This window comes from Pseudomonas sp. FW305-28, assembly GCF_017351395.1.
Lineage (GTDB): Bacteria > Pseudomonadota > Gammaproteobacteria > Pseudomonadales > Pseudomonadaceae > Aquipseudomonas > Aquipseudomonas fluorescens_AA.
The window spans coordinates 38,454-51,738 of the sequence record NZ_JACNDD010000027.1 but is presented as its reverse complement, the minus strand read 5'-3'; the positions used below and the strand labels follow the sequence as shown (position 1 = coordinate 51,738).

Here is a 13,285-nt window from a genome sequence, read left to right as displayed (position 1 = left end):
ATGGGATCTTTCAGGTGGGTGTGGGCGATAGGCAAAAAAAGCCCCGCGTCCAAATGAACGCGGGGCAAAGAATTGGTTGGTTGCGGCCAACCAAAGGAGCTCGGTTGAGCAGGGCGGGTCAGTTGCTGGCAACGGTTTCCGGTTGCCAGCCGCCACCCAGGGCCTTGTAGATCGCGACGATGCCGCGGTACAAGTCCACTTCGGCCTGGGCCTGGGTGTCTTCGGCGGCCAGGCGTTCACGTTGGGCATCGAGCAGCACGAGGAAGTCCACGGTGCCTTCGCGGTAGCGAATCTCGGCCAGGTCGGCGGCGGCGCGGCTCGATTCACTTTGGCGGATCAGCGAAATCAGCCGTTGCTGGCGCTTGCCGTAGTCACTGAAGGCGTTTTCCGATTCTTCCAGGGCCAGCAGCACTTGCTGTTCGTAAGTCGCCAGGGCGCCGTCCGCCTCGGCGTCGGCACCGCGCAAGCGCGCCCGCACGCTGCCCAGGTCGAAAGCGGCCCAGGTAATGCTCGGGCCCAGCGCCCAGGCATTGGCGGCCGAGGAACCGATCTGCGAACCGCGTCCAGCCGTGAAGCCGAGGAAACCGCTCAGGCTGACCCGCGGGAACAGATCGGCCTTGGCCACGCCGATGCGTGCCGTGGCGGCGGCCAGTTGGCGCTCGGCACTGAGAATGTCCGGGCGTCGTTGCAGCAGTTCACCCGGATCGCCGATGGGCAGGGCCTTGGCGATGGCCGGCAATTGTTTCGGGCTCAGGTCCACGCTGAGTTTGTCCGGGCGCTCGCCCAGCAACGTGGCGATGCGATTGCGTTGGCGTACCTGTTCGGCCTGCAGTTGCGGCACGCTGGCTTCTACAGACGCCAGGCGGGCATCGGCACGCACCACATCGAGCTGATCGCCGACGCCGGCATCACGCAGGCTTTCGGTGATCTTGCGCGAATCCTGCTGGTTCTTCAGGTTCGCCAAGGCGATCTTTTCCCGCAGTTGCGCGCCGCGCAATTGACCGTAGGCGTCCACCAGTTCGGCGATCATCGTCACCTGCAACTGATAGAGGTCGGCTTCGACCGCCTGCTGATCGGCATCGGTGGCTTCCAGGTTGCGCCGGATGCGTCCGAACAGGTCCAGCTCCCAGGCCATGTCCAGGCCCAGGTCGTAACGCTCGGTGTTGACCCGGTCGGTGGTCTGCCCGGGAATCTGGCCTTTGCCCAGGTCGCTGCTGGCCCGGCTGGTGATGGTTGGCATCACGTCATTGCTGGCGTCATCGCGAATCGCCCGGGCGGCACGCAAGCGGGCGAAGGCCACGCGCAACTCGCGGTTGCCATCCAGGGAGCGGGTCACCAACGCGTTGAGGGTCGGGTCGTCGAACTGCTGCCACCAGACGCCTTCGAAGCGGGCACGGTCGAAATTCTTCTGGCCGGCGGCACCGTCGGTGGCGGTGGTGATGTTCGCCGCCTCCGTGGGTGGTGCCTTGTAGTCCGGACCCACGGCGCAGGCGCTCAGCGCCAGGGCCAGCAAGCTCGGAACGAACGCTTTCAAACTCATTGTTGCGCCTCCAGTTTCAAAGCCCGGGCCGCCTTGCGGGCCTCGCTGCGCTCGACGAAGTTGCGGATCAGTACATAGAACACGGGGGTGAGCAGCAGACCGAAGAAGGTCACGCCGAGCATCCCGGAGAACACCGCCACACCCATGGCATGACGCATTTCCGCACCTGCGCCGCTGGAGAACACCAGGGGCACCACGCCCATGATGAAGGCGAAGGAGGTCATCAGGATCGGCCGCAGACGCAGGCGGCATGCTTCGAGGACCGCCGCCAGCGGGTTCATGCCTTCGAGCTGTTTATCCTTGGCGAACTCGACGATCAGAATCGCGTTCTTGCAGGCAAGTCCCACCAGTACGATCAAGCCGATCTGGGTAAAGATGTTGTTGTCGCCACCGGAGAGAATCACCCCGGTAATCGCCGACAGCAGGGTCATCGGTACGATCAGGATCACCGCCAATGGCAGGCTCCAGCTTTCGTACTGTGCCGCGAGCACCAGGAACGCCAGCAGTACGCAGAGCGGGAACACGAACAGTGCGGTGTTGCCCGAGAGGATCTGCTGGTACGTCAGGTCGGTCCACTCGTACGTCATGCCGTTGGGCAGTTCGTCCTTGAGCAGTTTCTCGATGGCCTTTTCAGCCTGGCCGGAACTGTAGCCCGGGGCAGCGGCACCGTTGATTTCAGCGGTGATGAAGCCGTTGTAGTGCATCACACGGTCTGGCCCCGAGGTGTCGCTGACCTTGATGAAGGTCGCCAGCGGGATCATCTCGCCACGGTTGTTGCGCACCTTGAGCTGGCCGATCTGGTCCGATTCGAGACGGAACTGCTGCTCGGCCTGGACGTTGACCTGGTAGGTGCGACCGAAGCGGTTGAAGTCGTTGGCATACAACGAACCCAGGTAGATCTGCAGGGTGTCGAAGATGTCGCTGACGGCCACGCCATGGGTCTTGGCTTTTTCACGGTCGATGGCGGCATCGACCTGGGGCACGTTCACGGTGTAGCTGGTGAACAACCCGGCCAGTTCCGGCACGCTGCGGCTCTTGGTGATGATGTTCATGGTTTCTTTGTACAGCTCGTCGTAGCCCAGGTTGCCCCGGTCTTCGATTTGCAGGCGGAAACCACCGATGGTACCCAGGCCCTGTACTGGCGGCGGTGGGAAGATCGCCATGTAGGCTTCCTGGATCTCCGAGTACTTGCCGTTCAAGGCACCGGCGATGGCGCCGGCCGACATGCTCGGGTCCTTGCGCTCGTCGAAGGGCTTGAGGGTCACGAACACGATGCCGGCGTTCGGGCTGTTGGTGAAACCGTTGATCGACAGGCCGGGGAAGGCCACGGCGCTTTCAACGCCTGGCTGCTTGAGGGCCAGGTCGGACATGCGCTTGATCACGTCTTCGGTGCGGTCCAGGCTCGAGGCGTCCGGCAGTTGGGCGAAGGCCACCAGGTATTGCTTGTCCTGGCCGGGCACGAAGCCGGTCGGGGTGGTGGAGAAGCCGAAGAACGTCAGCACCATCAGGCCGGCGTAGAGCACCAGGGCGATGCCGCTGCTGCGGATCACCCGAGCGACGGTGCCCACGTAGCCATGGCTGGCACGCTCGAAGAAGCGGTTGAACGGACGGAACAGCCAGCCACCGAACACCTTGTCCAGGAATTTGGAGAAACGGTCCTTGGGCGCGTCATGGCCCTTGAGCAGTACCGCGGCCAAGGCCGGCGACAGGGTCAGGGAGTTGATCGCCGAGATGACCGTGGAGATGGCAATGGTCAGGGCGAACTGTTTATAGAACTGACCGGTCAGGCCACTGATGAACGCCGCCGGAACGAAGACCGCGCACAGCACCAGGGCGGTGGCGATGATCGGGCCGGTCACTTCGCCCATGGCGCGCTTGGTCGCCTCCACGGGGGTGAGTCCCAGCTCGATGTTTCGCTCGACGTTCTCCACCACCACGATGGCGTCGTCCACCACGATACCGATCGCCAGGACCAGGCCGAACAGCGACAGGGCGTTCAACGAGAAGCCGAACAGGTGCATCACCGCGAACGTACCGATCAGCGAAACCGGCACCGCCACCAGGGGAATGATCGAGGCGCGCCAGGTCTGCAGGAACAGGATCACCACCAGCACCACGAGAATCAGGGCTTCGAACAGGGTGTGGACCACCGCTTCGATGGAACCCCGGACGAAGATCGTCGGGTCATAGACGATGCTGTAGTCCATCCCGGCCGGGAAGCCTTTCTTCAGCTCTTCCATCTTCTCGCGAACGTCGTTGGAGATCTGGATGGCGTTGGAGCCCGGACGCTGGAAGATCGGGATCGCCACGGCCGGCTGGTTGTCCAGCAACGAGCGCAGGGCGTATTGGCTGGAACCCAACTCGACCCGGGCGATGTCCTTCAGGCGCGTGATCTCGCCGTTGGCGCCGGAACGAATGATGATGTTCTCGAACTCTTCCTCATTCACCAGGCGACCCTGGGTATTGATCGACAACTGGAAGGATTGGGCATTGGGCGATGGCGGCGCCCCCAGGGCACCGGCCGCCACCTGGCGGTTCTGTTCACGGATCGCGGTGACCACGTCGGTGGCGGTCAGGTTGCGCGAGGCGGTCTTGTTCGGATCCAGCCAGACCCGCAGGGAGTAGTCACCCATGCCGAACAGTTGCACATCACCTACGCCGCCCAGGCGCGCCAGCTCATCCTTGATGTTGAGCAGGGCGTAGTTGGACAGGTAGAGCATGTCGTAGCGTTTGTCCGGCGAGGTCAAGTGCACGACCATGGTCAGGTCGGGCGATGCCTTGTCCACCGTGATACCGATCCGGGTCACTTCTTCCGGCAGTTTGGGTTCGGTCCGGGTGACGCGGTTCTGCACCTGCACCTGGGCGTTGTCCAGGTCGGTGCCCAGGGCGAAGGTGATGGTCAAGGTGATCTTGCCGTCAGCGGTGGACTGCGAGGACATGTACAGCATGTTCTCGACGCCGGTGATGGCTTGTTCCAGGGGCGCGGCCACGGTTTCGCCGATGACCTTGGGGTTGGCGCCGGGGAAGTTGGCGCGTACGACCACGGTCGGCGGCACGACTTCCGGGTATTCGCTGATCGGTAGCTGGAACAGCGAGATGGCGCCGGCGATCAGGATCAGCAGCGAAAGCACCGCTGCGAAGATCGGCCGCGAAATGAAGAACTGGGAAAATTTCATCTTGGATTCAGTCCCTTAACCGCGTGGGGTCGCAGCGGCCAGTTTGCCTGCCGAGCCTGACGCTGCCTTGGATGGCGCGACTTGGGGCAGGTTGCTGGCTTCGAGCGCTTTGCGTTGTTGTGCCAGGGCGGCAATGGTTTCGTCGCTGGCCATCGGCACGGTTTCAGGCGTGACCGGTGCACCCGGACGAGCCCGTTGCAGCCCCTTGACGATGATAGTGTCGTCTTTGCTCAGGCCGCTGCGCACGATGCGCAGGCCTTCGATCTTCGGCCCCAACTCGACGGCGCGGTAGGCCGGCTTGTTGTCGGCGTCCATCACCAGCACGAATTTCTTGCCCAGGTCGGTGCCCACGGCTTCGTCGTTGATCAGCACGGCGGCGTAAGTGCCGCTGCCTACCAGCTTCAGGCGGGCGTACAGGCCTGGGGTGTAGGCGCCGTCCTTGTTGTCGAACACGGCGCGACCACGAATGGTGCCGGTCTGCGGGTTGACCTGGTTGTCGACGAAGTTCATCTGGCCCAGGTGCGGGTTGCCGTCCTCGTTGGACAGGCCCATGTAGACCGGCGTGGCCTGGCCGCGCTGGCCCTGGCGGGCGAGTTGGGTGTACTTGAGGAAAACACGCTCGTCGGCGTCGAAGTAGGCGTAGACCTTGTCGGTGGACACGACGCTGGTCAGCGGCGTGACGTCGGCGGTCACCAGGTTGCCGGCGGTGATGTCCGCCCGGCTGACGCGACCGCTGATGGGCGAGGTGACCCGGGTAAAGCTCAGGTTCAGTTTCGCCAGGTCCAACTGCGCCTGGATGGCGGCGGCGGCGGCACGGGCTTCCTGGGCGGCGCTGGTGCGCGAATCCGCCAACTCGGCGGAAATGGCGTTGCTCAAGCGCAGGCGCTCGCCACGCTGGGCTTCGTTCTCGCTGCGGGTCGCGGTGGCGCGGGCTTGAGCCAGTTGGGCTTCGAGACGACGGACTTCAGCCTGGAAGGGGCGTGGGTCGATCTGGAACAACAGGTCGCCTTTCTTGACCAGCGCGCCTTCGGTGAAGGCCACTTCGTCGATCTGCCCGGAAACCCGCGGGCGGATCTCGACGGTTTCTGGCGCCTCGAGGCGGCCGGTGAACTCATCCCATTCGTTGACGGGCTGCTCCAACACCTTGGCCACACTGACTTTGGCCGGCGGCATGGACGCTGCCGTGTCGGGAGTCTTGCCACAGGCGCTCATCACCAGCACCGCCAGCAGCGCGAGGGGAAAACGCAGTTTTGAAAGTGAATGTTCCATGGATAGCATCCGCCAATGTATTGAGAATGGGCGGATGATGCGTGGCGCAAGGCACAGGAACGAATCGAATGAAGCAAAGGTAACTATCATTCAGAATGATATAAGCCATCGATGAGGGCTCTAGTCCGGCTTCCCTCGCGACAGCCTACTGCGGCAAATAAAGGTCATGGACACGCTTGACGGTCCCATCCGCGCGAAGCGCTTCAACCGCGTCGCGCAAATGCTCGACCATTTCCGGTGAGCATTGCCTGGAGCAGGCCAGGTAAAGGTCGGCGTTGCTGCCAACCGAACTCATGAGCAGTTTGCGCTTGGACACCTTCGGCCAGATGTAACGACTCTCCGGCACCCCGTTGAACCAGGCATCGATGCGCCCCATCAACAGCATCTGGGCGGGATTGTCGCCGATGGCCAACGGATAGATCTGTTCATCGCTGAAGCCTTCGGTGCGCAGGATATCTTCCTGTGCGCTGCCCAGGCCGACGCCGATCTTGCGGTAGGTTTCTTTCGCTTGGGCGAAGCTGCTCACCCGCCGCTCGAGGCTGAAAAAGGCGCGCTCCATGGGCATGATCGAGGCGATCCAGGTGAAGCGATCCTCACGAGTGGGGATGCGCGACAGGGGGGTGATCAAGTGGTCATGTTCTTCGCTGACATGCTTTTGTGCCCGGGCCCAGGGAAGCACATGGACCTTTACGGTGTACCCGGCCCTGGTCATGGCCGCCACGGCGACATCGCCCACGATGCCGTGGCCCCTGGGGTCGTTGACGAAGGTCAGCGGTGGTGCGTCAGGAATGTGCAGTTCAATGACCGGAGGTTCAGCGCTCGCCTCATGGGTAGCCAGCAGTGGCAGTAACAGACAAAGCCGGTAAAGCGCTTTGGTTGAGGCGTTCAAAACGCGTGTGGTCGGGCTCATGGACGGATACTTCAGGCATTGAAAGTGGTGCGCCAATCCCGGCGTAAGGGCGGCCGGGAACAACGTCTACAGGCCAGCTTCTTTATAGGGGGCGGCGCATGATGCAGCGATTCAACAGGATTCGCCAGAACCGTTCCATCCCATCACGTCAGTGCCGCTGCCTTGGCCCGACTGTGCTTCTGAAGGTATAGATCATTTACTCGGCGCAAGCGGTTAATTTGGATGTGTACCTGCACGGCGGACCTCCGGTGCAAGATCCTGCCGCGAAAGTCCCGTCCGTTCCCGGCATCGGTTGGACACGGACTGTAGGGTTTTCTTGCTGCAAGCGCGGCGCTACGATGGCCCAACCTCACACGTTAAGAGGATTCTCGATGAGCCTTTCTCCGTTCCACCTGGCGATTCCGGTCTACGATCTTGCCGCCGCCCGTACTTTCTACGGTGAAGTGTTTGGCCTGGAAGAAGGCCGTTCCAGCAGCCAGTGGGTCGATTTCAATTTCTACGGGCACCAACTGGTGATTCATGAGCAACCCAAGACCGCTTCCCAGGAAAGCGCCCAGAGCAATCCGGTGGACGGGCACGATGTGCCGGTCCCGCACTTTGGCGTTGTTCTGGCTTGGGAGGCGTGGGAGGCACTGGCTGAACGATTGAGATCTTTCGGTACGGAGTTTGTGATTGAACCCTACGTCCGCTTCAAAGGGCAGGTTGGCGAGCAAGCCACGATGTTCCTGTTCGATCCGTGTGGCAATGCCCTTGAATTCAAGGCATTCAAGGATATGAGCCAGCTTTTTGCCAAATGATGCGGATAAATCGGGAGCCCTTGTGGCGAGGGAGCAAGGCGCGGGTAACTGACGGACGGTTGTTTTGTGACTATATTCATTGGTGGTCACAAGTTGTCATCCCTCGCAGGGATGCGTAAGCTGCTTCCATGAATCAGCCAACAGCACCTTCGCCCAGCACTCGCGGCCCAGCCGATCATGACATTCGCGACCAGATTGTCGCGGCGGCCAACGAGCATTTCAGTCAATACGGCTACGCCAAGACCACCGTGTCTGACCTGGCCAAGGCCATTGGCTTTTCCAAGGCCTACATCTACAAGTTCTTCGATTCCAAGCAGGCGATTGGCGAGGCCATCTGTTCCAGCTGTCTTGCGAAGATCGTTGCGGCCGTGGAGGAGGCCATCAGCGAGGAAGGACTCTCTTCGACCGAGCGCTTTCGTCGCCTGGTCAAGACCCTGATTACCACGGGAATCGACCTGTTCTTCAATGATCGCAAGCTCTACGACATTGCCGCATTCTCCGCGTCGGAGCGCTGGCCCAGCTCCCAGGTGTATGACGCACGGATCAAGCAGTTCGTGGTGCAGGTCGTACGGGAAGGGCGCGAAAGCGGTGAATTCGAACGCAAGACACCCTTGGATGAAACCGTTGAAGCGATACACCTGACCCTTCGGCCTTTCGTCAATCCTCTATTGCTGCAGTACAGCCTCGATCATGTCGAGGTGGCGCCGACGCTCACCGCCAACCTCATCCTGCGTAGCCTGATGCCCTGAGCCACGGCTGCGCCGAGCAGCCGTCCCGCTTCGAAAACGTCTTCCTTGCATTCGGGTTGTACCTGACCGAGTGGTCTTTTTTTGTCTGTTGAGTGACTATTGACACAAATGGTCACATGAATAAGTATGGCGTCGACCTCCAAGTGATTCCTCTTGCGAGGCTTCTGCGGGTTCACGTTCAGGCCGTCGGAGGACGTCTAAATGACCAGTTTTGCTCAGGTGCTGGCGCAGTTCGATCCGAGCGTACCGTTCGTTGCTCCGGCCAATTGGCAGCAGGGTCGCACGATCTTCGGAGGGCTTTCGGCGGCGCTGTCGTTGGAGGCGGTTCTGCGCGAACGTCCACAGGGCTTTCCTCCGTTCAAGTCTGCGCAGGTGTCATTCATAGGTCCGGTCACGCAAGCCCAGACATTCGATACAAGCGTGTTGCGCGAAGGGCGATCCGTGACTTCTGTGTCTGTCGACTGCAAGTCGGGCGATGAGCTGGCGTTGCGCACGACCTTGCTGTTCGCTCAACCACGAGCCAGCAGGATTACCCATGAGGCGTGGGGATGTCCGTTGGTGGAGGAGGCGTCGCGGTACACCACGCTGGCGCTGGACAGCACCATTGCGCCTGCCTGCGCCTTCAACTTCGAAATGCGTCCCGCAGGTGGGTCACTGCCGGTGTCCGGGGCTACAAATCCCGAGTTACTGATGTGGGTTCGTCACCTGGATGCCCAGGGAGTGGACCCAGCGGTGGCGTTGATCGCCCTCGCTGACAGTCTGCCGCCGGCCGCGATGACTTGCTTCACAGAGCCGGCAGCCATCAGCTCGGCTTCCTGGACAATCGATCTGCCGCAGCCCGCCGTGGCCGGCGAGTGGTTTCTCATCAGCGCCTTCAGCCAGCAGGCTTCGGAGGGCTACTCCTTGCAAGATATGGAAATCTGGGACGAAAGCGGTCGGCGAGTGCTTTGGGCGCGCCAGACCGTGGCGATTTTTACCTAATAGAAAAACAAACCGTTCCATCCCCCCAGCAATTGTTCCTAGAGTCCTAATAATGAAAAGAATCTTGCTCAAGACCCCCATGAGTCTCGCCGTTGCGCTTGCAACGTCCCAAGTATTTGCCAGCGGCTTTGCGCTGAACGAACAAAGCATCAGTGGGATGGGCTCGGGTTTTGCCGGGCGGTCCTCTTCCGCTGAAGATGCCAGTACTGTCTTCGGCAACCCGGCGGGCATGTCTCGCTTGAAAAAAGAGCAGGTCAGCCTGGGCGCTGCGACGCTGTTTACCCAGAGCGATATCAGCCAGACTCGCAGCACTTTCGGTGGCCAAGAGGACGGTGACATGGTGCCGACCACCACGGTGCCGATGGGTTACTACGTCAAGCCGGTGGATGAGCATTGGGCTGTCGGCGTTGGTTTTTATGTGCCATTTGGTTTGATCACCGATTACGGCAGCGACTTTGCCGGGCGTTATTACGGCAACAAAAGCGAAGTGACGACGCTGACCTTCCAGCCTACCGTCAGCTATGCCTTCAACGACAAGGTGTCGATCGGGTTTGGTCCGACCATCAACCGTATCAGCGGTGAGATCTCCGGGATGGTGCCCAATCCCCTCAGCCCCGGCAGTAACGATGGCAAGCTCAAGAGCAATGGCGACGATACGGCGCTCGGCTTCAACGCCGGCATCCTGGTGCAGGCAACGGACCAGACTCGCCTGGGGCTGACTTACCACTCCAAGGTCAGTTACCACCTGGACGCCAAGTCCAAGCTCACCGGCGGCATTTTCAGCGTGTTGGGGGTAAGTGGCCGCAGCTATGACGCGTCGTTGGACGTGGATACTCCGGAGTCCGTGGACATCTCGCTCACTCATCAGCTCAATGACGACTGGACGATGTACCTGGGAAGTACCTGGACGCGCTGGAGCCGCTTCAAGGAGTTGACCATCGAGAACTCCGGCCTGCCTGCGCTGCTGAGCGGCGCGTTGAGCACCGTCAGCGAAGAACAGAACTGGCATGACACCTGGGCCCATGCCATCGGTGCCGCGTATAAGCTCAACGATCAATGGGTCCTGCGCGCGGGCTTGTCGGTCGACCAGTCGCCCGCCAACAACACCAACCGTGGGCCTCGGATACCAACCGGCGACCGCACGGTACTCAGCTTCGGTGCCGGCTGGACGCCAGTGGAAGAGGTGACGATCGACGTGGCTTACTCTTACTTGCAGGAAGAGAGCGTGCGCATCAACGAAACCTCGTCGACCCGTGGCGCATACAGTTCCAAATACCGGAACAGTGCCAGCGGTTTTGGTACTTCAGTCAGCTATCGCTTCTAACGCAATAGGGCGTGTGCCGGGAGCCCTTGCAGCTCCCGGTCCTTCGCCGCATCGATTCATGCCCCCATGACATTCGCCATGAGACGCTGGTGAAATCGGCGGGGCGTGGCCCAGGTCAGCACCGTGAGCGCCTTGTTGCCGAAGCCGGGTACCACACTCATGCGCCCGGCTTGCAGGGCGCGGATGCCTGCGCGAACCACTGGCTCAGGTTGCATCATCACCATTTTCAGCGCTGGCGTGAGGGTCTGGTTGGCGCTCTGCGCAAATCCGGTATCCGACATGCCTGGGCACAGCGCGGTCACGACGACACCGTCGCCCTTGAGTTCCTGGTGCAGTGCTTCGGAGAAGCGCAGCACGTAGGCCTTGGCCGCTGAATAGACCGCGAAATTTTTCACGCCTTGATAGGAAAGCAAGCTGGCGACCTGCAAAATTTGGCCGCGGCGGCGGATGCGCATGTCCTGGGCAAAGAGGCGAGTCATGGTGGTCAGGCTGGCGATATCCAGATTGATCATGGCCAGGGATTGGTCAATGGCGTGGTCCAGGAACGGGCCCTGCAATCCATGGCCGGCGTTGTTGATGAGCACATCGACCGCAATACCTCGTTGAACCAGCCGCTTGTGCAGTTCGATGACTGCAGGAATCGAAGACAGGTCGACTTGTTCGTTGATCACCTCGGTGCCGAAACGCTCACGCAGTTCTTTTGACAGTGCTTCCAGTTTGTCCAGCCTGCGGGCTACCAGAACGAGGGATTTTCCCTGCGCTGCGTATTGCCGGGCGAACTCCTCGCCAAAGCCGCTTGAAGCGCCCGTGATGAGCACCCAGGAATTCTCGTTGCTTTTCATATGGCTGGACTCCGGTGGTAAAGATTGAAAAAGCGGTGTTTGCCTGATCGCGAGCAAGCTCGCTCCCACAGGGAGTGAGCGCTAACCCTGTGGGAGCGAGCTTGCTCGCGATGACGGCCTGGTGTTCATGTCGAGTCATCGGCTCGCGATAGGCTGTTGTGGCTGCGGCGCTTGCCAGCCGCCACCGAGCGCCCTGAATGCCGCGACCGCCGCCCGTGCCGATTCCGTCCGTGCTTGTGCCCGGGCATCGGATGCCTGGAGCAGCGTTTCGTCGGCGTTGAGGACATCGATCAGGCTGGCCGTGCCTTTCTGATAGGCGATAAAGGATGATCGACGTGCCTCGTTCAATGAGGCTTCGCCTGCGGTGAGCGTGGTGGCCTGGGCTTCTCGGTTGACCAAGGCGGAGAGCGCGTTCTCGACATCCTCGGTGGCGCGCAGCGCGGACTGGCGGTAAGCGGCGAGCGCCTCGGCTTCCTGTCCCTTGGCCTGGTCGATCTGGGCGTTGATCCGGCCAAAATCGAACAGCCTCCAGCGCAGTCCCAGCGCCCCCGACGCCTGGCTGGCGCCGCCGGAGAAAAGGTGCCCGGCAGAGACCGTAGTGGCGCTGCCGAGCAACGCGCTGAGGGAGAATTTTGGATAGTACTCGGCGACGGCTTCACCGATGCGGGCATTGGAGGCGGCGAGACGGCGCTCGGCGACAATGAGGTCCGGCCGGCGGCGCAGCAGATCAGCCGGTGTACCCATCTCGCTGATTTGTGGGGGCAGGGGGATGCTACCCGTCTCGGTCAGTTGCGGGCGGTGGGTGCCTGGCGGCGTGCCGAGCATGACATCCAGTGCATTCATGGCGGCATCCAGCCCGGTTTGCAGGACCGGTACCGTTGCCTGGACCTGGGCAAGCGCGCCTTCGGTCTGGCGGACCTGATAGCTGGCGGCGAGGCCTTTGCTGTAGAGCAGTTGGACTTTTTCCAGCAGGTCCTGCTGGGTCTTGACCTGGTGGTTCGCAATGCCCAGCCGCGCTTGCAAGCCGCGCAGGGTGATGTAGATGTCAGCGGTCTGCGCGGCGACGGCCAGCCTCGTGGCCGCGGCCCCGGCCTCGGAGGCCTGGTACTCGGCCAATGCAGCTTCGCGTCCGCGTCGCAGGCCACCAAAGACATCCAGTTCCCAGCTCGCGCCCAGGTCCATCGAGTAGGTATTTCCATATCGATCATAACCGGGGTTTGAATCGAGTACCTGGCCCAGCGGCGTCTCGACGGATTGATAGGCCCGTGCGGCCTGGCCGCTGATATTTCCCGACGGCAGCAAGGCGGCGTTCGCGGCGCCCAGACCCGCCCGTGCCTGGACAACGCGCGCTGACGCCTGGGCAAGGTCGAGGTTCTGCTCCAGCGCCCTGGTGATGAAATCGGTCAGCACCGGGTCGCCAAACCCCTCCCACCAGGTTGTGAGACGGGTCCGCGCTGTGCCGGTCCTTTGTTCGACAGAAGACTGGCCCAGGAAACGATCCGAAAGCGTGGCATCGGGACGCTGATAGTCGGGACCGACCGCGCAGCCGGTCATCAAGCTGGCGCTTACTAAAAAAGCAAGAGGGCGCAGGGGTGGCATTGACGTTTCCTTGGGGTCGACATTTGTGACCATATTATATGATGGTCACACCCTGTCAATTGGTGATGGAAGTGGGTCTTCGGACTTAAGGTGTAGTA

Annotated in this window: 10 protein-coding genes; 4 read left to right on the top strand and 6 right to left on the bottom strand. The window is 61.5% G+C overall.

Translation table 11 applies throughout. The annotated features are described in order from the left end of the window. Nucleotides 1–118 precede the first annotated feature (118 nt). The 4 genes from J4E53_RS09100 to J4E53_RS09085 form a co-directional block, all read right to left on the bottom strand. Nucleotides 119–1,540, bottom strand: coding sequence for an efflux transporter outer membrane subunit (locus J4E53_RS09100; RefSeq protein ID WP_103310062.1), 1,422 nt, complete (start codon nucleotides 1,538–1,540; stop codon nucleotides 119–121). Then, nucleotides 1,537–4,716, bottom strand: coding sequence for an efflux RND transporter permease subunit (locus J4E53_RS09095; RefSeq protein ID WP_060742517.1), 3,180 nt, complete (start codon nucleotides 4,714–4,716; stop codon nucleotides 1,537–1,539). The genes J4E53_RS09100 and J4E53_RS09095 overlap by 4 nt, the downstream gene beginning before the upstream one ends. A gap of 15 nt (nucleotides 4,717–4,731) precedes the next feature. Further along, nucleotides 4,732–5,985, bottom strand: coding sequence for a multidrug efflux RND transporter periplasmic adaptor subunit MexE (mexE, locus tag J4E53_RS09090; protein ID WP_060742516.1), 1,254 nt, complete (start codon nucleotides 5,983–5,985; stop codon nucleotides 4,732–4,734). A gap of 145 nt (nucleotides 5,986–6,130) precedes the next feature. Next, on the bottom strand, nucleotides 6,131–6,895 hold the full coding sequence (locus J4E53_RS09085) for an ABC transporter substrate-binding protein (protein ID WP_060742515.1): 765 nt from the start codon (nucleotides 6,893–6,895) through the stop codon (nucleotides 6,131–6,133). 371 nt (nucleotides 6,896–7,266) lie between these two features. On the opposite strand from J4E53_RS09085, the gene J4E53_RS09080 reads away from it, so the two are divergent. The 4 genes from J4E53_RS09080 to J4E53_RS09065 all read left to right on the top strand — a co-directional run bounded on the left by J4E53_RS09080 (nucleotide 7,267) and on the right by J4E53_RS09065 (nucleotide 10,746). Next, nucleotides 7,267–7,692, top strand: coding sequence for a VOC family protein (locus J4E53_RS09080; RefSeq protein ID WP_060742514.1), 426 nt, complete (start codon nucleotides 7,267–7,269; stop codon nucleotides 7,690–7,692). 128 nt (nucleotides 7,693–7,820) lie between these two features. Then, entirely contained in the window at nucleotides 7,821–8,441 is a 621-nt protein-coding gene (locus J4E53_RS09075; RefSeq protein WP_060742513.1) for a TetR/AcrR family transcriptional regulator, read from the top strand. 201 nt (nucleotides 8,442–8,642) lie between these two features. Then, entirely contained in the window at nucleotides 8,643–9,422 is a 780-nt protein-coding gene (locus J4E53_RS09070) for a thioesterase family protein (RefSeq protein ID WP_060742512.1), read from the top strand. A gap of 52 nt (nucleotides 9,423–9,474) precedes the next feature. Then, a complete protein-coding gene (locus J4E53_RS09065; protein ID WP_103310060.1) occupies nucleotides 9,475–10,746 on the top strand; it encodes an OmpP1/FadL family transporter in 1,272 nt (423 codons plus the stop codon). A gap of 56 nt (nucleotides 10,747–10,802) precedes the next feature. On the opposite strand, the gene J4E53_RS09060 is transcribed toward J4E53_RS09065, so the two are convergent. Both J4E53_RS09060 and J4E53_RS09055 read right to left on the bottom strand, forming a co-directional pair. Then, on the bottom strand, nucleotides 10,803–11,588 hold the full coding sequence (locus tag J4E53_RS09060; RefSeq protein ID WP_103310059.1) for an SDR family oxidoreductase: 786 nt from the start codon (nucleotides 11,586–11,588) through the stop codon (nucleotides 10,803–10,805). A gap of 135 nt (nucleotides 11,589–11,723) precedes the next feature. After that, nucleotides 11,724–13,187, bottom strand: a complete 1,464-nt coding sequence (locus J4E53_RS09055) for an efflux transporter outer membrane subunit (RefSeq protein ID WP_060742509.1) — start codon at nucleotides 13,185–13,187, stop codon at nucleotides 11,724–11,726. Nucleotides 13,188–13,285: the final 98 nt, after the last annotated feature.